This is a genomic window from Serratia montpellierensis (assembly GCF_020858655.1).
Classification (GTDB): Bacteria; Pseudomonadota; Gammaproteobacteria; order Enterobacterales; family Enterobacteriaceae; genus Serratia; species Serratia montpellierensis.
This window is the reverse complement of the sequence record NZ_VOSN01000005.1, coordinates 885,977-905,056: the sequence shown is the minus strand read 5'-3', so window position 1 is coordinate 905,056 and position 19,080 is coordinate 885,977. Positions and strand designations below refer to the sequence as shown.

General features: G+C 59.4%; 22 protein-coding genes and 1 other RNA gene. 20 read left to right on the top strand and 3 right to left on the bottom strand.

Annotated features, from left to right (window positions below):
- Nucleotides 1-50 precede the first annotated feature (50 nt).
- Together glnK and amtB are read left to right on the top strand one after the other, a co-directional pair.
- Nucleotides 51-389, top strand: a complete 339-nt coding sequence (gene glnK, locus FUU19_RS09765) for a P-II family nitrogen regulator (RefSeq protein ID WP_004940327.1) — start codon at nt 51-53, stop codon at nt 387-389.
- A 36-nt stretch (nt 390-425) separates the two neighbouring features.
- Nucleotides 426-1,712: an ammonium transporter AmtB gene (amtB, locus tag FUU19_RS09760; protein ID WP_230490075.1), complete on the top strand. Its 1,287-nt coding sequence runs from the start codon at nt 426-428 to the stop codon at nt 1,710-1,712.
- Between the two features lie 90 nt (nt 1,713-1,802).
- On the opposite strand, the gene tesB is transcribed toward amtB, so the two are convergent.
- Nucleotides 1,803-2,666, bottom strand: coding sequence for an acyl-CoA thioesterase II (gene tesB / locus FUU19_RS09755; protein WP_230490076.1), 864 nt, complete (start codon nt 2,664-2,666; stop codon nt 1,803-1,805).
- Nucleotides 2,667-2,897: 231 nt separating this feature from the next.
- Between tesB and FUU19_RS09750 the strand changes: the two genes are divergently transcribed.
- The gene (locus tag FUU19_RS09750; RefSeq protein ID WP_180548179.1) at nt 2,898-3,389 is read left to right on the top strand and encodes a YbaY family lipoprotein; all 492 of its coding nucleotides are present in this window, start codon (nt 2,898-2,900) and stop codon (nt 3,387-3,389) included.
- Between the two features lie 65 nt (nt 3,390-3,454).
- Here the strand turns inward: FUU19_RS09750 and FUU19_RS09745 are convergent, their stop codons facing one another.
- Nucleotides 3,455-3,769: an MGMT family protein gene (locus FUU19_RS09745; protein WP_033642088.1), complete on the bottom strand. Its 315-nt coding sequence runs from the start codon at nt 3,767-3,769 to the stop codon at nt 3,455-3,457.
- Between the two features lie 156 nt (nt 3,770-3,925).
- On the opposite strand from FUU19_RS09745, the gene ffs reads away from it, so the two are divergent.
- The 16 genes from ffs to FUU19_RS09665 all read left to right on the top strand — a co-directional run bounded on the left by ffs (nt 3,926) and on the right by FUU19_RS09665 (nt 17,035).
- Nucleotides 3,926-4,022: signal recognition particle sRNA small type (gene ffs / locus FUU19_RS09740), an RNA gene on the top strand.
- 357 nt (nt 4,023-4,379) lie between these two features.
- Nucleotides 4,380-5,177, top strand: a complete 798-nt coding sequence (locus FUU19_RS09735) for a winged helix-turn-helix domain-containing protein (protein ID WP_230490077.1) — start codon at nt 4,380-4,382, stop codon at nt 5,175-5,177.
- Nucleotides 5,162-5,656 (top strand): FidL-like protein, encoded by a 495-nt coding sequence (locus FUU19_RS09730; protein WP_197833084.1) that lies wholly within the window; start codon nt 5,162-5,164, stop codon nt 5,654-5,656. Before FUU19_RS09735 ends, FUU19_RS09730 begins: the two co-directional genes overlap by 16 nt.
- Nucleotides 5,657-6,095: 439 nt before the next feature.
- Nucleotides 6,096-6,542, top strand: coding sequence for a winged helix-turn-helix domain-containing protein (locus tag FUU19_RS09725; RefSeq protein WP_230490078.1), 447 nt, complete (start codon nt 6,096-6,098; stop codon nt 6,540-6,542).
- 30 nt (nt 6,543-6,572) lie between these two features.
- On the top strand, nt 6,573-7,076 hold the full coding sequence (locus tag FUU19_RS09720; RefSeq protein WP_230490079.1) for a type II secretion system protein N: 504 nt from the start codon (nt 6,573-6,575) through the stop codon (nt 7,074-7,076).
- A 126-nt stretch (nt 7,077-7,202) separates the two neighbouring features.
- Nucleotides 7,203-9,092, top strand: coding sequence for a type II secretion system secretin GspD (gene gspD / locus FUU19_RS09715; RefSeq protein ID WP_230490346.1), 1,890 nt, complete (start codon nt 7,203-7,205; stop codon nt 9,090-9,092).
- Nucleotides 9,089-10,585, top strand: a complete 1,497-nt coding sequence (gene gspE / locus FUU19_RS09710; RefSeq protein WP_230490080.1) for a type II secretion system ATPase GspE — start codon at nt 9,089-9,091, stop codon at nt 10,583-10,585. Before gspD ends, gspE begins: the two co-directional genes overlap by 4 nt.
- The gene (gene gspF / locus FUU19_RS09705; protein ID WP_141970624.1) at nt 10,575-11,786 is read left to right on the top strand and encodes a type II secretion system inner membrane protein GspF; all 1,212 of its coding nucleotides are present in this window, start codon (nt 10,575-10,577) and stop codon (nt 11,784-11,786) included. The genes gspE and gspF overlap by 11 nt, the downstream gene beginning before the upstream one ends.
- A gap of 41 nt (nt 11,787-11,827) precedes the next feature.
- Nucleotides 11,828-12,262, top strand: a complete 435-nt coding sequence (gene gspG / locus FUU19_RS09700; protein ID WP_047730782.1) for a type II secretion system major pseudopilin GspG — start codon at nt 11,828-11,830, stop codon at nt 12,260-12,262.
- A complete protein-coding gene (locus FUU19_RS09695; RefSeq protein WP_230490081.1) occupies nt 12,259-12,837 on the top strand; it encodes a prepilin-type N-terminal cleavage/methylation domain-containing protein in 579 nt (192 codons plus the stop codon). Before gspG ends, FUU19_RS09695 begins: the two co-directional genes overlap by 4 nt.
- Entirely contained in the window at nt 12,749-13,096 is a 348-nt protein-coding gene (gene gspI / locus FUU19_RS09690; RefSeq protein ID WP_230490082.1) for a type II secretion system minor pseudopilin GspI, read from the top strand. The genes FUU19_RS09695 and gspI overlap by 89 nt, the downstream gene beginning before the upstream one ends.
- On the top strand, nt 13,093-13,704 hold the full coding sequence (gene gspJ, locus FUU19_RS09685; RefSeq protein ID WP_141970617.1) for a type II secretion system minor pseudopilin GspJ: 612 nt from the start codon (nt 13,093-13,095) through the stop codon (nt 13,702-13,704). Before gspI ends, gspJ begins: the two co-directional genes overlap by 4 nt.
- Nucleotides 13,704-14,606, top strand: a complete 903-nt coding sequence (gene gspK / locus FUU19_RS09680) for a type II secretion system minor pseudopilin GspK (RefSeq protein WP_230490083.1) — start codon at nt 13,704-13,706, stop codon at nt 14,604-14,606. Before gspJ ends, gspK begins: the two co-directional genes overlap by 1 nt.
- A gap of 3 nt (nt 14,607-14,609) precedes the next feature.
- Nucleotides 14,610-15,740 carry a type II secretion system protein GspL gene (gene gspL, locus FUU19_RS09675; protein ID WP_230490084.1) on the top strand — a complete coding sequence of 377 codons (1,131 nt, stop codon included), beginning with the start codon at nt 14,610-14,612 and terminating at the stop codon, nt 15,738-15,740.
- Nucleotides 15,737-16,183, top strand: coding sequence for a type II secretion system protein M (locus FUU19_RS09670; protein ID WP_230490085.1), 447 nt, complete (start codon nt 15,737-15,739; stop codon nt 16,181-16,183). The genes gspL and FUU19_RS09670 overlap by 4 nt, the downstream gene beginning before the upstream one ends.
- Before the next feature lie 36 nt (nt 16,184-16,219).
- Nucleotides 16,220-17,035, top strand: a complete 816-nt coding sequence (locus tag FUU19_RS09665) for a prepilin peptidase (RefSeq protein WP_230490086.1) — start codon at nt 16,220-16,222, stop codon at nt 17,033-17,035.
- Here FUU19_RS09665 and gspS read toward each other — a convergent pair.
- Nucleotides 17,032-17,394 (bottom strand): type II secretion system pilot lipoprotein GspS, encoded by a 363-nt coding sequence (gspS, locus tag FUU19_RS09660; RefSeq protein WP_197833076.1) that lies wholly within the window; start codon nt 17,392-17,394, stop codon nt 17,032-17,034. The two genes, FUU19_RS09665 and gspS, sit on opposite strands and share 4 nt — an antisense overlap.
- Before the next feature lie 252 nt (nt 17,395-17,646).
- On the opposite strand from gspS, the gene gbpA reads away from it, so the two are divergent.
- On the top strand, nt 17,647-19,074 hold the full coding sequence (gbpA, locus tag FUU19_RS09655) for an N-acetylglucosamine-binding protein GbpA (RefSeq protein WP_197833075.1): 1,428 nt from the start codon (nt 17,647-17,649) through the stop codon (nt 19,072-19,074).
- Nucleotides 19,075-19,080: the final 6 nt, after the last annotated feature.

Here is a 19,080-nt window from a genome sequence, read left to right as displayed (position 1 = left end):
ATATGACGCGTACCAGGGGTGAGTTTGGGCTTAATTCGTGGAGGGGCAATATGAAGCTGGTGACCGTGGTAATCAAACCGTTCAAGCTGGAGGATGTGCGCGAGGCTCTGTCCTCCGTGGGCATTCAGGGGTTGACCGTAACCGAAGTGAAGGGCTTTGGCCGCCAGAAGGGGCATGCCGAGCTGTATCGCGGCGCCGAATATAACGTCAACTTCTTGCCCAAGGTCAAAATCGATATCGCTATCGCCGACGATCAGTTGGATGAAGTGGTTGATGTGATTAGCAAAGCCGCCTACACCGGTAAAATCGGCGACGGCAAAATTTTCGTTGCCGAGTTGCAACGCGTGATCCGCATTCGCACCGGCGAAACCGACGAATCGGCACTGTAACCACGAACTCAGTTAAGCAATGGGGATGGATTGATAATGAAAAGACTGTTATCCATGTTGGGCCTGAGTTCGGTAACCCTGGTTCCTTCTTTGGCCCTGGCCGCCCCGGCGGTCGCCGATAAGGCCGACAACGCCTTTATGATGATCTGCACCGCGCTGGTGCTGTTCATGACGCTGCCGGGCATCGCACTGTTTTACGGCGGCCTGCTGCGTGGCAAAAACGTGCTGTCGATGCTGACGCAGGTCACCGTCACTTTCGCGCTGGTCTGCGTGCTGTGGGTGCTGTATGGCTACAGCCTGGCGTTCAGCGAGGGCAATGCGGTATTCGGCGGGTTCGAAACGGCGATGCTGAAAGGCATCAGCATCGACAGCGTTACCGGCAGCATCAGCCAGATGATCCACGTCGCCTTCCAGGCGTCCTTCGCCTGCATTACCGTGGCGCTGGTGGTGGGCGGCTTCGCTGAACGCATTCGCTTCTCGGCGGTGCTGATCTTCGCGATCGTATGGTTCACCCTGTCTTACCTGCCGATCGCGCACATGGTGTGGGGCGGCGGCTATCTGGCCACCGACGGCGCACTGGACTTCGCCGGCGGCACCGTGGTGCACATCAACGCCGCCAGCGCCGGGCTGATTGGTGCCTATCTGATCGGCAAACGCGCCGGCTTCGGTAAAGAAGCGTTCAAACCTCACAATCTGCCGATGGTGTTTACCGGGGCGTCCATCCTGTATATCGGCTGGTTCGGCTTCAACGCCGGTTCCGCCAGCGCGGCCAACGGCATTGCGGCCCTGGCATTCCTCAACACGGTGGTTGCCACCGCGGGCGCCATTCTCTCCTGGACCTTCGCCGAATGGGTGCTGCGCGGCAAGCCTTCGCTGCTGGGCGCCTGCTCCGGCATGATCGCCGGGTTGGTTGCGGTGACGCCTGCGGCGGGCACCGTGGGCGTGGGTGGGGCGTTGATCATCGGCCTGGTGGGCGGCGTCGCCGGCCTGTGGGGCGTCGTGACGCTGAAGAAATGGCTGAAGGTGGACGACACCTGCGACGTGTTCGGCGTGCACGGGGTGTGCGGCATCGTCGGCTGCCTGCTGACCGGCGTGTTCACCGCCTCTTCGCTGGGCGGCACCGGCTACGCCGAAGGGGTGACGATGGGCCATCAGGTCTGGATCCAGCTGGTGAGCGTGCTGATCACCCTGGTGTGGTCGAGCGTCGCCGCCTTTATCGCTTTCAAGATCGCGGGCGCGATGGTGGGCCTGAGAGTACCGGAAGAACAGGAACGCGAGGGACTGGACGTCAACAGCCACGGCGAGAGCGCCTACAACCAGTAAGACTCGAAGCAGGGCAGTGCGCTAAAGACTAAAATAATGATGAAGCCGAAAGGGGCGATGGAAACATCGCCCCTTTCTTTATGCTGAGGATCAGGCGTCGCGCTGGCGAATTACCCCTTCCTGCACGGTGGTGGCGACCAGTACACCGTCGCGGGTGTAGATCTGGCCGCGCACAAAGCCACGTGCGCCAGAGGCAGAGGAACTCTCCACCGCGTACAGCAGCCAGTCATCCATGCGGAACGGACGGTGGAACCACATGGAGTGGTCAATGGTGGCCACCTGCATGCCCGGCTCGAGGAAACCTACGCCGTGCGGCTGCAGCGCGGTCGGCAAGAAGTTAAAGTCCGACGCGTAGCCCAGCAGGTATTGGTGGATACGTTGATCGTCCGGCATATTGCCGTTGGCGCGGAACCAGACGTAGCGATGCGGTTCTTCCACGCTGCCTTTCAGCGGGTTGTGGAATTTCACCGGGCGCATTTCGATCGGCTTCTGGCCGATAAATTTTTCGCGCACTTTTTCCGGCAGCATATGCGCCAGCTTCTGGGCGATCTCTGATTCGGACAGCAGTCCTTCCGGCGGCGGCACGTCCGGCATCAGGTTCTGGTGCTCGAAACCTGCTTCCGGGCTCTGGAAGGAGGCGGTCATATAGAAGATGGGTTTGCCGTGCTGGATGGCACTGACGCGGCGGGCGCTGAAGCTGTTGCCGTCACGCAGGGTTTCCACGTCGTAGACGATGGGTTTACTGCTGTCGCCCGGACGCAGGAAGTAGCTGTGGAACGAGTGCACGCTGCGATCATCCGGCACCGTCTGTTTGGCGGCGTAGAGCGCCTGACCGACCACCTGCCCGCCGAACACCTGGCGTAACCCCAGATCTTCGCTCTGACCGCGGAACAGCCCTTCTTCGATTTTCTCCAGACCCAGCAGATCGAGGAGGTTTTGTAATGCCTGGCTCATAAAATTGTTACCTTTCTAATAATCATTTTGCGCAGTGTGCGGAATATCACGGCGCGGCGTCAACATCTTGCGTTAAAGGGCCGATGAGAATGCTCTTAATAGTGAGCGCATTGGGCAGGCTAAGTGATTAATAGGCGGAGCAAAGTGGATTTATCAGTGTTTTGTGCTAACTTTAATGGGTGCGGTGGTGAAAGCCACCAACGTGTTGATAATAAAAAAGGAGACCGATCCATGAAACTCTGGCAAATCGTAGGCGGTGCCGCGGCACTGACGATCACGCTGGCAGGATGCGCGCAAAAGAGTGCTGATGTGCCTACACCGGCTGCCGGCAACCCGGCGGCTGCGCAAACGCAGATTCAGGGCCCGGCGGTGACAGGTTCGGTTAATATACGTCAGCGCATTGCGCTGCCGCCGGACGCCGTACTGACGGTCACTCTCTCTGACGCCTCGCTGGCGGATGCGCCGTCTAAAGTGATTGCACAGCGCGCAGTACGCACTGAAGGGCAACAGGCGCCGTTCAGCTTTACGCTGCCGTATAACCCGTCCGACATCCAACCGAATGCGCGTATCATTCTGAGCGCGGCGGTGACGGTCAACGGGCGACTGATGTTTATTACCGACACCATCCAGGAAGTGGTCAATCGCAACGGCACGCGTGCCGATCTGCTGCTGGTTCCGGTTCAGGGTGTGCCGATTCAGGCTGCGCCAACCGCCATGCAGTAATCTTACTGCGGTACAGCAAGATGAAATCAAACAGCCTTTGCGCTTCGGCCAAAGGCTGTTTTGTTTTACCAGCGCCAGCCGTAGCGATCGAAATCGACCGTGCTGTGCGGGCCGAAAATAATCCCCTCCGCCAGCAATGCCTGCCGCTGCCGTTGAAAATCCTCCCCCTGCTGCGATATCTGCCCGTGGCGGTTGATCACCCGGTGCCAGGGCAGCGTGCTGCCTTCCGGCAAACGCCGCAGTACGCCGCCGACCTGACGCGCGGCGCGCGGTGAACCGGCCAGCCGGGCGACTTCGCCGTAGGTGGTGACTTTGCCGTAAGGAATGGCGGCCACGATGTGGAATACCCGCTGGCTGAAAGAGGCGTCTTCTGGTTGCATGTTGCGGTTCCTGCTCGAGTCAAAACCCAGGCGGAGAGTGTGCCACAGCGCAGGTGGGTAAGAAAACAGCGGTTAGTCCCGGTTGGCTTGCTATTTGGTAGGGCATCACCGATAATGCCCACCGCTTCGGAGTACAGAAGCCGTCAATGGGGGCCCTGTTGGTTCTCCCGCAACACTAACTTGTGAACTCGGTCAGGTCCGGAAGGAAGCAGCCGCAGCAGGTGACGTGTGTGCCGGGATGTAGCTGGCAGGGCCTCCACCCATTTGCGGCCCGCAAAAACGCTTTTCCCCGTTATTCTTCCTGTCGACAGCTGCACAAGCGTCATTCCGCACGCCGCGAGCGAGCGTCTTTTCCTCTGCGCCGTTTTGCCCTTCTCCGCCTGTAGAGTTGCCAACAGATCCGATGACGGTGAAAAAAATAGCGTTTATATCGTTATTTGTGGGACAAATAATGGCGGAGATATAGGGAAAATTCTTAAAGTTGCACGCCTGTTGGGATGGCGTTAGTATTGTTTATTCTCTATGCGAAAAAACTATCCGCGCTTCGCGGCGGTCGTCGAACTGGCTGAATAAGTTTAAATAATAACCCGTGTGCGCTGTCAGGCTGAACATGATTTATATCATTGATAAAGATATTACATTTAACACTGAAAACGGTTCATTGAAGAGTATAAAGAAGGGACGAGAAGTTTTCTTATCCAGCGTTAATTCTAGAGTATTCAAATGTTTGCTTGAGCATGGCCACGAGGCGGTGAGCCGGGATACGCTGTTGCAGCAGGTGTGGACCGATCACGGCCTGAGCGCCTCTTCGGCGACGTTAAATCAATATATCAGCCTGACGCGGCGGGCATTGACGTCTGTCGGTTTCAATGAACGGCTGATCGTTACCCTCTCTAAAAAGGGGTATAGACTCAATAGAATAATACCGATCGACCGACTGCGGATTGATTTACCCGAGCCCCCACCGCTTGCCGATGCCCCGACGCCCTCGGCTGCGCCGACCGCAACGTCAAAAAACACCCACCACTATTTTTTTATTCTGCTGCGCAGCTTATCGATCGTCGTGCCATTATCATTTCTGGCGCTGTGCTTCATCTATTACAAACATCATCGCGACAGTGAAAAGAAGCAGGTATTGTCTTACGTCGGTACGGTGAACGGCTGCCCGATCTACTATGCCGGGAATTTTTTGGAGAATCACCAGGACGACTATTTGCAGTTCTTGGTCAGGAAGGATCTTTATGGCCAACGCTGCCGCCCCGGTGAGATTGTCATTACCAAGGTTAACCGTTCTCATAATGCCAATGAAGACAGCGGACGCCAGTTTATCGCCAAATGCACGAAGGACAGTGCGGCCGTTTTGCATAATTGTGAGAGCGAGTACATCCGGGCATGGAAAAAAAATTAAATATTTTGTCAGCCACGCTGGTCGGCCTGTGCGTGTTGACGGGCAGCGTGGTGTATTCCCTGGTCCGCAGCCATCATGAATTCGGTGAATTTTCCTGTGAAGCGAACGCCACGTTCAATTATTTCAATTCGCTGGATGTGCAGGCGGCACACGATGACATCCAGCTGTCGCTAAAAATAAACTACATCTTTTTGTCCGGTGATAAAGGCGTGATGATCCTGTCGGGCCTGGCCAACGACGGCGAAGAGACGTATTTCGTCAACCGACGGGTTAACTTCAGCTATGTGTCGCAAGGCAGTTTCTATCGTTTCCACTATGGTGAGGTGAATTATTCGCCGAGAGATACCTTGCCGGAAGACGTGTATACTTACTTTTTCAGCAATGAATCGACGTTTTATCATATTCGCAGCGTGGACAAGAATACGCTGATGTTTAGCAATGCCTACTCGCCGATGTTTTTATGTAATATTGAGTCCTGATTTTTATCTCGTTTTTTATATGAGCTTAAGGTGTATTTATGTTACCCTTTACATCCTCGCCTTCTGCCTTTTTAGCACGCAACTAATAACATGGGTTATTATGCGTGAATGTCTATTTTCTTCATCATTAATCAAATTTAATGGTGATTTAGTTATTTTATAAAACCCGCTATCATCATGTTTTTAAATGATTTAATGAATCTAAGGTGATGTGACGTGGCCATATTAATTTTATATTGTTTATTTTAAAGAAATAAGTTGCATGAATGTTTTTTGCATGATTAATTGAGGCCGCTCTTGAAACGGCGAACCACTAATTTTCATTGAAAATGCATCTCGCCGCATGCGTGCAAAGGTGATGGCACAGAGAGCCTTTGAACTTCATTAAACTGATAGGCGAGAGATGGACATACATAACATTGCCCTGAACGAGACTCTGTTGGAAAATGAGTTGGTGATATTAAACAACAATGAAAAAACGCTGTTGTTTAAAAAAGAGAATGTGCTCATTGAAATGACCGAATTACAGCGGCGCTTCATGCTGTGCCTGTTGAGCGGTATTTATAAGAAGAACGACATTATTCGCGCGGTCTGGTTTTGCAACCATGAGACCATCAGCGACAATAACTATTATCAGATGATATTCCAATGCCGCTCTTTGCTCTCCCGCCACGGTATTCCCGGCGAGGTGATCAAGACCATTCCCCGATTTGGCGTGATGTTGAGTTTTCAAGCCTGCGAGCGCGCGTCCGCTAATTTGCAGGAGGGATGCCCGCCATCGGCTAATAAGCGCCGGCGAACGTGGCTGGACGCCGTGAATTATAAAGTGGCTCTGGTCATCACGCTGCTGTTTTCCGTCGCGATGGTGGTCGGTATTTCCGCTTAGCGTTGGCACCGTTGAATAACCGGGGGTGCCGTGAGCAAACGGTTGATAGACTTTTTTATGCTTCTTTTTTTTCTGACGAATCTGGTGTTCATGCTTCAGCTGGGATGGCGAATGATGGCCGGGGATGGCGCGCCCGTTGAATCGAGCCGTGAAAACGCGCGCGGGCCGGCGCGTCATATTGTCTTTCCTCAGGAAGAGGACATCGGGAAAATTAATGACGCGCACTGGTTTGGGCGCTATCAAGCGGCGAAAGACGGCGAAAAGGCGCACGGGTATAAAGTCGGCGAATGGGCGATCGGTGCCGAACTGCTGGCTAACGCCCCGGAAGCCGCTGCGCTTGGCAAGATAGCGGGCCTGCTGTTCAGCGATAACGCCCAAAAAAGCCTGGTCATCGTCGAGCATGGCGGTAAGCAAACCGGTTATGGCGTTGGCGACCGTCTGGCCGGCAGCAATGCCGTCATCGTGCGGATAGTGAAAAATAAAATACTGCTCGACGAAAACGGCTATTACGCCACGCTGACGTTTAAAGAGTAGCCGGCGCGCCGTTTCGGCGCGGGGTGTTTTATAGCATAAGGCGACATTGTGATTACGCATTTTATTTATCGTTCTGGCCCAGGCTGGAGCGCCGGCTTATGGCGCGCGTTAGCGGCGGTGGCCGCCATGATTGTGCTGGCTGGCGCGGCGCACGCAGAGCAATTCTCCGCCAATTTCAAAGGCACGGACATTCAGGAATTTATCAATACGGTCAGTAAGAACCTGGGCAAAACCATCATTATCGATCCGGCGGTGAAAGGTAAGGTCACGGTACGCAGCTATGAACAGCTCGATGAGAAACAGTATTACCAGTTCTTTCTCAACGTATTGGATGTTTATGGCTATACGGTCATCGGCATGCCCAACAACGTCTTGAAGGTGATCGCCGCCAAAGAGGGAAAAAGAGCCGCGCTGGCACAAAACGGCGGCGAGACGATCGCCGAAGGGGATGAAGTGGTGATGCGCGTGGTACCGCTGCGCAATATCGCGGCCAAAGACGTTTCACCGATATTGCGCCAGCTCAACGACAGCATCGGCGTGGGCAGTGTGGCGCATTACGAGCAGGGGAACGCGCTGTTGATCACCGGCCGGGCCAGCGTGGTCAACGGCCTGCTCGAGCTCGTCAGGGAGATGGATCAGGACGATGGCAATCGGGTCGAGACCCTCGCGCTGAAGCATGCGGCGGCGCCGGAGATCGCGCGCATGGTGAACGAACTGTTTCGCGAAGAGGGCAAGCGGCGCACGGCCGGCGCGAGCTCGCTGCGGCTGGTGGCGGATGAGCGGACCAACAGCGTGATGATCGCCGGGGATGACCGGAGCCGCGAACACGCCAAAGAGCTGATTGACCAGCTGGATAACAAGAGCGTCACCCAGGGCAATACCCAGGTTATCCCTCTCAAATACGCCAAGGCGCAGAGCCTGGTCGAGGTGCTGACCGGCGTGAGTGCGGGTCTGCAAAATGAGAAGGAGAGCGCCGCCGCCAACGTGGCGCTGCTGAAAAATGTGGTGATCAAGGCCGATGAGCAGACCAATGCGCTGATCATCACCGCCGCGCCGGATGTGATGCGCGATCTGGAGGCGGTGGTCGCCAAGCTCGATGTGCGCCGCGCGCAGGTGCTGGTCGAAGCGGTGATCGTCGAAGTGCAGGATGGGCAGGGGCTGAACATCGGCGTGCAGTGGGCCAACAAATACGGGGGCGGCACGCAGTTCGCCGGCTCGGCGCCCGGGGTGTCGGCGGGGTTCGAAAACGGCATGAGCGACGTGTTCGGCAAGGCCAACGGCCTGATGACCGGTTTCTACAGCGGTAACTGGGGCGTATTGCTGACCGCCATCGCCAGCAACAATCAGAACAATATTCTGGCCACGCCGAGCATCGTCACGCTGGATAACGCCGAGGCGGAATTCAGCGTCGGGCAGGATGTGCCTATCCTGACCGGTTCGCAAACCACCAATAGCGATAACGTCTTCAATACCGTGTCGCGCAAGACGGTGGGGATCAAACTCAAGGTCAAACCGCAGATCAACCAGGGCCAGTCCGTGCTGATGCAGATCGAACAGGAGGTCTCCAGCGTTGCCGACAGCGCCGGCGCCACGCCGGATTCGCTGGGAGCGACCTTCAATATCCGCACGGTCAACAATACGGTGCTGGTGGACAGCGGCGAAACCGTAGTGGTGGGCGGCCTGTTGGACAAGTCCAACTCGGAGCTGGAGAGCAGCGTGCCGATCCTGGGCAAGATCCCGCTGGTGGGGGCGCTGTTTCGCTCGACCGCCACCAAAGCGAGCAAGCGTAATTTGATGCTGTTTATCCGCCCGACCATCATTCGCAGCACCGAGGGGTATGCCCGACAGAGTCAACGCAAGTTAGGCAAGTTCGACGCCGAGCAACAGGACGATCGTGAGCTGAATAACGCACTGCGTGGCGAGATCGCCGGCGATAAGAAGGCGATCGACAATCGGGCGTTTCTCGCGACCGTTGCAAGTATCGACGCGTTTTATCCGCGGGGAGTACGCCCGTGAAGCCACGCTCTGCGGGGCCGCTGCTGCCTTTTTCCTGGGCGCGCCAGCATGGCGTGCTGCCCGTTGACGGGCAGCACGGTATCCAAATTTATTGTCGCCCTGACACGAGCCACGCCGCATTGATGGAGGCCTACCGCTGCCTGCCCGGCGAGCCGGCGCTGGCCCGGCTGGAAGCGGAGGTCTTTGATCAACGGCTGGTGGCGCACTACCAGCAGGAAAGTGGCCAGGCGCAGAAAATGATCGACGATCTGGGCGGCGAACTGGATTTTTACGCGCTGGCCGAGGAGCTGCCGCAGCAGCAAGACCTGTTGGACGAACAGGATGATGCGCCGATTATCCGCCTGATCAACGCCTTACTGAGCGAGGCGATCAAAGAGCGCGCCTCCGATATCCACATCGAAACCTACGAGAGCGAGCTGGTGATCCGTTTTCGCATCGACGGCGCGCTGCGGCGGATTTTGGCGCCGCAGCGCAAGCTGGCGGCGCTGCTGGTGTCGCGCATCAAGGTGATGTCGAAGCTGGATATCGCCGAGAAGCGCGTGCCGCAGGATGGACGCATGGCGCTGAAGGTCGGCGGGCGGGCGATTGACGTGCGGGTGTCGGTGATGCCGGCCAGCCACGGCGAGCGCGTGGTCATGCGCCTGTTGGACAAACAGGGCGTGCGGCTCGAACTGCCCAGCCTGGGCATGACGCCGGCACATCAGCAGGCGTTGCTGCGCCTGATCCGCCAGCCGCACGGCATTATTTTGGTCACCGGGCCGACCGGCTCCGGCAAAAGCACCACGCTCTATACCTTGCTCAGCCAGATCAACGATGAACAGCGCAACATCATGACGATCGAAGATCCCGTCGAGTATGAGTTGGCCGGCATTGCGCAGACGCAGGTGAATCCCAAGGTGGACATGACCTTCGCGCGCGGGCTGCGCGCGCTGCTGCGTCAGGATCCCGACGTGGTGCTGATCGGCGAGATCCGCGACGGTGAAACGGCGCAGATCGCGGTGCAGGCCTCATTGACCGGGCATCTGGTGCTGTCGACCCTGCATACCAACACGGCGATCGGCGCCGTGACCCGGCTGCGGGACATGGGAGTCGAGCCGTTTCTGCTTTCGAGCTCGCTCAGCGGCGTGTTGGCGCAGCGCCTGGTGCGCCGGCTGTGCCCGCAGTGCCGTGAGCCTTATGCGTTGCCTGACGCGCAGCGGCGCCTGCTGGGGCTGCCACCGACGCCGGCGGTGACCTGCTGGCGCCCGTTGGGGTGCGAGGCCTGCGGTGGGCAGGGATATCACGGCCGAATCGGCTTGCACGAATTGTTGGTGCTGGATGAACCGATGCGCATGGCGATCCATCGCGGTGAGGGCGAGTTGGATATCGCGAAACTGGCCGCCGAACGCTATCTGCCGCTGCGCCAGGATGGTATCGCCAAAATGCGCGCCGGGGAGACCAGCCTGGAGGAAGTGCTGCGAGTGACGCGCGAAGGGGACGGCGATGAAGTTTGATTATCGCGCCTGCGATCGTGAGGGGCGCGCCCAGCGCGGCGTGTTGGAGGCGGATTCTCTGCGCCACGCCCGCGATCGCCTGCGTGAAAAGGGGTGGCAGGTGCTGGCGGTGCAAGCGCGCAGGCGGCCCGCTTTCGCCGGCATGTTTGCCGGCCGCTGGATGAGCGGCGTGAGCAGTGGCGATGTGGCGCTGTTGACCCGGCAGCTGGCGACGTTGCTGTCCGCTGCGCTGCCGCTGGAGGAAGCGCTGATGGCGGTGGCGCGGCAAACGGAGAAGAAAGGTCTGCAGGCGGCGTTGGTTCAGGTGCGGCAGCGCATCCTGGAGGGCTTCCCGCTGGCGCAGGCGCTGGGACAGTATCCGCAGATTTTTGACCGCCTCTATTGCGCCATGGTGGCCGCCGGTGAGATTTCCGGCCATCTGGCGCCGGTGCTGGAACGGCTGGCCGACTACGTCGAACAGCGCCAGCAAATGAAGAACAAAATCGTGCAGGCGCTGGTGTACCCGATGGTGCTGACGGCGGTGGCGATCGGCGTGGTGGCGATCCTGTTGACGGCGGTGGTGCCGAAGGTGATCGAACAGTTTGTGCATATGAAGCAGACCTTGCCGCTGTCGACCCGGATGCTGCTCGGCGCCAGCGACGGGCTGCGCCGATGGGGGGCGTTGGCGCTGATATCGGTGCTGACGGGCCTTGGCGCTTTCCGCTATCGCCTGCGGGATCCGGCGCGACGCGTGCGCTGGCATGCGTTCATCCTGCGGTTGCCGGTGGTCGGCAAGCTGTCACTGGCGGTGAATACGGCGCGCTACGCCAAAACGCTGAGCATTTTGAACGCCAGCGCGGTGCCGTTGCTGGAGGCGATGCGCATCAGCGCCGGCGTGTTGGGCAATGATGCCGCCCGCAAACGGCTGCTGGCGGCGATGGAGCGAGTGCGGGAGGGCGAAGGATTGTCGCCGTCGCTTGAGGGCACCGCGCTGTTCTCACCGATGATGCGGCACATGATCATGTCCGGCGAGCGCAGCGGTGAGCTGGACATGATGCTCGAACGGGCGGCGACGATGCAGCAGGAGGCCTTCGGCCGGCAAGTCACGCTGGCGCTGGGGCTGTTTGAGCCTTTATTGGTGATCGCGATGGCCGGCTCGGTGCTGTTTATCATCTTGGCCATCCTGCAGCCGATATTGCAGCTCAATAATATGGTCGGCTAATCATGCCGTTAATGGAGAGTAAAGTGAGTCATATCAGCAAGATGCGCAGGTCGCGGCAGCGGGGGTTTACGCTGCTGGAAATCATGGTGGTGATCGTCATTCTGGGGCTGTTGGCCAGCCTGACCATTCCCAGCCTGATGGGAAACAAGGAGAAGGCCGATCGACAAAAGGCCGCCAGCGATATCGTCGCGTTGGAGAACGCGTTGGATATGTACAAGCTGGACAACGGGCGTTATCCCAGCGCGGAACAGGGGCTGGCGGCGCTGGTGACCCGGCCGGCGCTGGCGCCGATCCCGAGAAATTATCCCGAAGACGGTTATATCCGCCGGTTGCCGCAAGATCCCTGGGGGCAGGAGTATCGTCTGCGTAATCCGGGGCGTCACGGCAAGCTGGACGTGTTTTCTCTGGGCCCGGACGGCATCGCCGACACCGATGACGATATCGGCAACTGGGTGGCCGACGCCGACGCGCCATGAGGCGCACGCGCGGCTTTACGCTGCTGGAGATCATGCTGGTATTGCTGCTGCTGGGGGTAACCAGCGGCCTGGTGATGCTGAGTTTTCCGGCGGATGAGAAAGCGTTGGCACGGCAGGGGGAGCGGCTGAATCATTGGCTGAATGCCCTCGCCGAGCGGGTCGAGCGCGAAGGGGTGAGTTATGGCGTGGCGTTCGGCAGCGGCGGTTGGCGCAGCGTTGCCGCCACGGGGCAGGAACGTCGGGAGGAATATGCCCTGCCGGACGGCATCGCGCTGTGGCTGAGCGTTGAAGGGCAAACCGTCGCGCTCGATGACGCGGCGGAGCGGCCGCCGCAGGTGTGGCTGTATCCGGGGGGCGAAACCACGGCGTTCAGCGTAGCGCTGTCGCAGGGGCGGTGCCTGTGGCGATTGCAGGCGCCCGGTTACTTCGTATTTGAAACGACGGACATTCGTTGCGATGACGCGGAAAATGAGACGCCAGCAGGGCATGACGCTGCTGGAAGTGATGGTGGCGTTGATGATCTTCGCCATCGGTTGTCTGGCACTGATCAACAGCACCGGCGGCCAGGTGCGTAGCCTGAGCGAGATCGAAGCCAAGACCGTTGCGCTGTGGGTCGCGGACAACCAGCTGACGCTGCTGCAGCTCGATCCGCATCCGCCGACGCTGGCCTGGCATTCGGGTACCACGGTGATGGCCGGTGAGGCCTGGTACTGGCGTTATCGCGGGCAGGAGACCAGCGACGCCGGAATGCGGGCGATCGCGATCGAAGTCAGGCGCGATCCGCAGGATCGCAACGTGTTGGCGGCGTTGCAGGCTTACCGGGAGTTGCCATGACTCGCGCTTTGCAACGCGGTTTTACGCTGGTGGAAATGCTGCTGGCCATCGCCCTGTTCGCCATGCTGTCGCTCACCGCCCTGGCGGTCTTCAGGGGCGTGCTGAAAAACGACGAAATTACCCAGCGTAAATCGACGCAGCTGACCCAGCTGCAACGGGCGCTGGCGATCGTCGAGCGTGATTTTGCTCAGGCGCAGGTGCGTGCGCCGATCGGTGATCAACGCAGGCCGGCTGCGCCGGAATTCGCGGTGCTGCAGACGGCGGAGGGGGAAGACGCGGATTTTCAGCTGTTGCTGATCCGAAGCGGCTGGCCGAATCCGCAGGCCCGGCTGCCGCGTGCCACGCAGGAACGGGTGGCCTATCGCCACCGGCAGGGGCGGCTGGAGCGCCTCAGTTACCCGAATTTGAGCAGCCCGCAGGCGATGGCGCGCAGCGTGCTGTTGCTGCCGGAGGTGACGCGGTTCCGCCTGCGTTTTTACCGGCAAGGCGAATGGTTGACGGCCTGGCGCGCCGGTGGGCTGCTGCCGCAGGCGGTGGAGATTACCGTCGAAACCCCCGCGTTGGGGGAAATACGGCGCATCATCGCGCTGCCCTCGGCGAGGCCATGATGAAAAAACAACGTGGTATGGCGCTGTTGATGGTGCTGCTGATGATGTCGCTGATGGCGATCGTGGCGGTCAATATTAACGACAACTGGCAGCGTTCGCTGGCGCGCACCCAGTCTCAGCAGGATCGGCTGAGAGCGAAATGGCTGCTGTTGGGCGGGGAGATCTACGCCCAACAGCGGTGGCGGCAGGCAGGAGAGCAGCGCAAGGCCTGGGGAGCCTCTGGGGCGGCGTTCAGTATGCGTACCGAAGAGGGGGAGGTGGCAATACGCCTGCGCCGGGCCGATGCCTGTTTTAACGTGAACGCCCTGATCCGCGCCGCCGGCCCAACGGAGGTCGGGGATAGCGAGGGGGCACCCCCCAATAAGGAGAGGCGGATATTCATGCTGTTACTGAACAACCTGGGGATCGCCGACGCGCAGGCGGGCGCGATTGCCGATGCGATCGTCGCCCGGGCTTATGGCGAAGGGTATCTGATGGGGGATATCAGCGAACTGCGGGAGCTGGCCGGCATCGATCGTGAGCTTTACCTGCGCCTCGCGCCGCAGCTTTGTGCGGTGCCGGATGCTGAATTGCAGATCAACCCGGACGCCGTGGATGAGGCCCGCTTGCCGCTGCTGCGGGCGATGCTGATGAACGCCCTGAACGGTGAACGGCTGCGGGCGTTGCTGGCGGTTCGCCCGCCGCAGGGTTGGCAGACGCTGACGTTTTTGTCGCAGGAAAAAGCGCTGCAAGCCTTGGATGACGACGCTCTCGACGAGCGATTGAGGTTCGACGACAGCCGCTGGATTGCGCAGCTGCAGCTGACGCTGAACGACGGGCACTATCGGCTTGTCAGCGCGTGGCAACCGGGTCCGTCAGGCGTCACGGTCAGCGGACGCCGGTTCGACAGAGGGGAGGGATAAACGGTGGCGAACACAATCCTGCTTATCGCGCTGAGCGAAGACTCGATGGCCGATGTGCGCTGGGGCCACGTCGGCGAGACGCGCTGCCGCTTTGGCGCCCGCCTCGATCTGACCGACGGCGGCGGCGAGTTGGCGGCCATGGCGCAGGGCAGCCGAGTCGTGATACTGGTGCCTGCCCGTCATGTGGTGCTGAGACAAACGACATTCCAGGGCAAGGCCCGGCAGGCGACGCCGCTGGCGCTGGCCTACGCCCACGAGGCCGGGCTGTTGACCGATACCGAGCAGATGCACTGGGCGGTGCTGGGCAAGGCGCAGCGTGACTTCACCCTCGCCGGCGTCGCGCTGGCGCAGATGCAGGGCTGGGTCGAGCGCCTGAGCGCCTGCGGCATTCGCGCCGATAAAATGCTGCCCGACGTGCTGGCATTGCCGCTGCCGGGCCAATGCAGCGCGCTGCGCTGGCGCGATCGCTGGCTGATCCGAACGGGGAATGGGCAGAGCATGTCGCTGCCCGATGCCTGGTGGGATTGCACTCCGCTGCCGACGCCGGATTGGTGTCTGCACTGCGGCGGGGAGATTCCGGCGGACTGGGAAGCGGTGCGCATTGACGAGGATCCGCTCTGGCAACTGGCGCAAGAGGCCTGGAGCAGCCCCGCCACGCTGCTGCAGGGGCGTTTCAAACCGAGCGTACGCTGGCCGCGCCGTCTGCCCGATAAGACCGCCTGCGCGCTGCTGTTGCTCAGCGGTTCGCTGCTGGTGGGCGGTTTGCATCACCAACAGATGGCCCGGCAGAACGAGAGCCGGATAGCGGTACTGTCTCAGCGCCTGCTGCCTGGTCAGACCGCGCCGGCGTTGGTGGAACAGGTGGCTAAAGCGCAGGTGCGGCGTATGCAAGACGCCCTGAATGCGCCGCAGCTGTTCAGGCTACTGCCCTACGCGGCCGGGGCGCTCGCTTTATGGGCGCCCCCGCAGCTGCAGGCGCTGGCTTTCGACGCTGCCGACGACCGTCTGGTGGTGACGGTGAATAGAAACGACGTGCCATTGCCGGCGCCGGTTAACGATGGCGAGGTCAGCATGACGTTCAGCGAAGGCGGTGCGCCCAACCAGGCGGTCCTGACGGTGAGAGGTGAGCGATGAATATCGGGTGGCGCGATAAGGCATTGCGGCGGGCGGTGCTGTTAAGCCTGTTGCTGTTGGTAGCCTGCGGCTACTGCCTTTATCAGTTTTCACAGGCGCAGAAAAGCGCACAACGGCTGGCGGCGCTGCAGGGGCAGGCACGCGTCATCCAGCAACTGCAGGCTCGCTTGCCGCCGGGCGCCGCTGCGCGCGAGCAACTGCCGGAGCGGCTGCGGCAGAGCGCGCAGGCGCACCGCATTCCCATCGCCGACCTGACGGAAAGTGACGTGGAGATGCTGGTGAGGCTGCCGCCTGTGCCGTTCGAAAGCCTGCTGTCGTGGCTGGCCGCCCTGCAACGCGAGCACGGTATCCGCGTGCTCGCGCTCGCCGTGGAGCGCGCGGGGCAGGCGCCGGGCGTAGTGCAGGTCAGCCTGCTGCAGGTGACAACGCAGCCGTCGATGTAACCCACGCTAACGAATCATCAGGAATCAGAAAAAATCATGCTATTCGCCCTAAACGCGGCGGCGGATGAACACTGGCTGTTATTTAGCGCCGTGTTGAGTCTGTGCGTCGGCAGTTTTATTAACGTGGTCGTTTATCGGCTGCCTATCATGCTTGAGCGTGAAATAGAAACGACGCAGGCCGAGCGGTTTGATCTCGTTTGGCCGCGTTCATTTTGCCCGTCATGCACAAAACAATTATCGGCGTTCGATAATATTCCTTTATTAAGTTGGCTGCTGTTGCGTGGCCGCTGTCGTTATTGCCGCAGCCCTATTTCCGTGCGTTATCCACTGGTGGAGTTATTTCTGATGCTGATGGGAATCATGCTGGCCTGGCATCTCGGCATTGGGCTGGATTGGTTTTTCATGCTGGCGTTTGTTGCGTTGTTGCTGGCGCTGGCGGCGATTGACAGCGAGCGCCAACTCCTGCCGGATTGCCTGACGCTGTCGCTGTTGTGGGGCGGGTTGCTGTGGCATTGCCTCGCGCACCCGGCCTTTTTGCCGGCGGCGGTTGTCGGCGCGATGGCGGGCTATCTGACGTTGTGGCTGCTGTATTGGGTATTTCGTCTGGCGACTGGCCGTGAGGGGCTGGGATACGGCGATTTTAAACTGTTGGCGGCGCTTGGCGCCTGGGGCGGCTATGCCGCTTTGCCGTCGATCCTGCTGTTCGCCTCCGCCGGCAGCCTGCTATGGCTGTTGCTGCGCGTATGGCGCGGCGGTGATGGAACTCAGCCCCTGCCTTTCGGGCCGGGGCTGGCGACGGCGGGCGCAGGCGCGGTCGCCTGCCAATGGTTTGTGCTGCCGCTGGGGGGCTAACGGCGCTGGGCTAAAAAGGGCGCCAGTGACCGATTGAATTCGCTGCACTTCTCCTGCAGCGGCGTGGTGTCGGCCGCCAGCTGTGCGGCGACGTGTTGACCTGCAGCAAGCAACTGGGCGCGATTGAGCGCCGGCGACCAGCCTTTTTTCTCTGCTTCCTGCAGCGCCGCCGCCGTGAGCTTATCGTCGGCCGGGATGTCGGCGCGATTGCAACGCTCTCTCAAAAACAAGCCGGCGCCAACCAGCGACGACAGCTGGTCGCGTTGGGCGGCGGCGTCAGGGGCGGATTTGGCGGCGTGCTGGCAGCCGGAGAGCAGCAGGGAGGCCAAGACCGCTGCGGCGATATTTTTCAATGTCACGTTATTCTCTCTGTGGAATAGGAACGGTGCGCTTATTTCTTTCGCCGCACGGCGGCGCTTCACGATTTCCGGATTATTTTAAACGTTTGTCATGTCATTTAATATCTTGGTCGTATTAGGTTTTATTATTTTAATGCATTCTAAGTGCCGGGCGTTCAGGGCTTCTACTTATTATTCCTCTCGCGGTATCGCCGCACCTCTTTGAGTTTCTTCTCACTCAGTTGGAATCCAATAAATTTAACTGGAGTCGTAATGAAATTATCCAAAATCGCCCTGATGATGGCAACGCTCGCTGCCTCGTCGGCCGCCTGGTCGCATGGGTATATCGAAGTTCCCGAAAGCCGCGCCTACAAGTGCAAGCTGGGTAGCAATACCGACTGCGGCCGGGCGCAGTGGGAACCGCAAAGCGTTGAGCAAATTTCCGGCTTCCCTGGCGGCGCTACGCCGCTCGACGGTCAGCTGGCCAGCGGCGGGGTTAATGGCTTCGAACCGCTGGATCGCCAGGGCGTCAACGTCTGGGCGTTGAACACCATGAAGCCGGGGCCGCAGACGTTCACCTGGTACCACACCGCCAAGCATAAAACCAATAACTGGCGTTACTACATCACCAAACAAGATTGGGACGTGAACAAACCGCTGTCGCGCGAGGCTTTCGAAAAAGAGCCGTTCTGCGAAGTTGATGGCCATGCTCAGGCGCCAAAAGATCGCGAAGTGCATCAGTGCGTGGTGCCGGAGAGAACCGGCTATCAGGTGATTTACGGCGTGTGGGAAATCAATGACACGGTAAACAGTTTCTATCAGGTGGTTGACGTTAACTTCGAAGACGACGGCGTCGTATCCGAATGGCGCAAGCAGCTGCAGGGTTCCCTCACCGGTAAAAACCTGCAGGTTGGCGACAAAGCGATCGCTCGCTTCTTCGACGCAAACGGTGAAGTGCTGGCGATGAAAACCGAGCTGGCGATCGACAGCGAGGCGCTGACCGACAAAAACCGCTGGAGCCACGCACTGGCTACCAAGATCAACGCCGAACAGAAAGCGGTGCGCGCCGGGGTGAAGGACGGCAAAGGTAACGTCAACCCGGTATTCGGCAATAACGCGGTCTTCGCCAAGCAGGGCAGCACGATGAAGAGCGTGGTGATTTCCTATGATGAAAATACACCTGAGATTACCGAAGAGATTCGTATTGGCAATCTGTCCAGCACCAAGATCAAGGATGGTAAAGCCCAACTGACCTTCAATGCCGAGGTTAAAGGCAAGCTGACGGTTGAAGCGCGCGTTTACGATCACGGTCAGACGGAGAAAGGCTATGTGAAAGAGACGCTGGAAGACGCAAGCCAGCCGCTGACCATCGCGCTGAGCAACGTCAGCGAGGGCCACCACATGCTGAAAGTGATCGCCAGCAACGATAACGGGCAGAGCATTCAGCCTGATATCGAAAACTTCAATCTGGAAGCCGACTCCACCGGCGGTGGCGGCAATGGCGACTACAACTTCGTCTTCCCGAACGAGCTGAGTAAATACACCGCCGGCACCACGGTGCTGCAGCAGAAGGACGGCAAGGTGTATCAGTGCAAACCTTTCCCTTACAGCGGTTACTGCATGCAGTGGAACAGCGGCGCGACTCACTATGAGCCGGGCGTGGGATCCAACTGGCAGGATGCCTGGGTTCTGAAAAAGTAAGCGTAA

Bases quoted from the DNA above. Each gene is read 5' to 3' on its own strand.
- FUU19_RS09665 (WP_230490086.1), top strand. From the start codon at position 16,220: ATGCTATTCGCCCTAAACGCGGCGGCGGATGAACACTGGCTGTTATTT.
- gspG (WP_047730782.1), top strand. From the start codon at position 11,828: ATGCGCAGGTCGCGGCAGCGGGGGTTTACGCTGCTGGAAATCATGGTG.
- FUU19_RS09735 (WP_230490077.1), top strand. From the start codon at position 4,380: ATGATTTATATCATTGATAAAGATATTACATTTAACACTGAAAACGGT.
- amtB (WP_230490075.1), top strand. From the start codon at position 426: ATGAAAAGACTGTTATCCATGTTGGGCCTGAGTTCGGTAACCCTGGTT.
- gspI (WP_230490082.1), top strand. From the start codon at position 12,749: ATGACGCTGCTGGAAGTGATGGTGGCGTTGATGATCTTCGCCATCGGT.
- FUU19_RS09745 (WP_033642088.1), bottom strand. From the start codon at position 3,769: ATGCAACCAGAAGACGCCTCTTTCAGCCAGCGGGTATTCCACATCGTG.
- glnK (WP_004940327.1), top strand. From the start codon at position 51: ATGAAGCTGGTGACCGTGGTAATCAAACCGTTCAAGCTGGAGGATGTG.
- gspK (WP_230490083.1), top strand. From the start codon at position 13,704: ATGAAAAAACAACGTGGTATGGCGCTGTTGATGGTGCTGCTGATGATG.
- gspJ (WP_141970617.1), top strand. From the start codon at position 13,093: ATGACTCGCGCTTTGCAACGCGGTTTTACGCTGGTGGAAATGCTGCTG.
- gspD (WP_230490346.1), top strand. From the start codon at position 7,203: ATGATTGTGCTGGCTGGCGCGGCGCACGCAGAGCAATTCTCCGCCAAT.
- tesB (WP_230490076.1), bottom strand. From the start codon at position 2,666: ATGAGCCAGGCATTACAAAACCTCCTCGATCTGCTGGGTCTGGAGAAA.
- gbpA (WP_197833075.1), top strand. From the start codon at position 17,647: ATGAAATTATCCAAAATCGCCCTGATGATGGCAACGCTCGCTGCCTCG.
- FUU19_RS09750 (WP_180548179.1), top strand. From the start codon at position 2,898: ATGAAACTCTGGCAAATCGTAGGCGGTGCCGCGGCACTGACGATCACG.
- FUU19_RS09695 (WP_230490081.1), top strand. From the start codon at position 12,259: ATGAGGCGCACGCGCGGCTTTACGCTGCTGGAGATCATGCTGGTATTG.
- FUU19_RS09730 (WP_197833084.1), top strand. From the start codon at position 5,162: ATGGAAAAAAAATTAAATATTTTGTCAGCCACGCTGGTCGGCCTGTGC.
- gspF (WP_141970624.1), top strand. From the start codon at position 10,575: ATGAAGTTTGATTATCGCGCCTGCGATCGTGAGGGGCGCGCCCAGCGC.
- FUU19_RS09670 (WP_230490085.1), top strand. From the start codon at position 15,737: ATGAATATCGGGTGGCGCGATAAGGCATTGCGGCGGGCGGTGCTGTTA.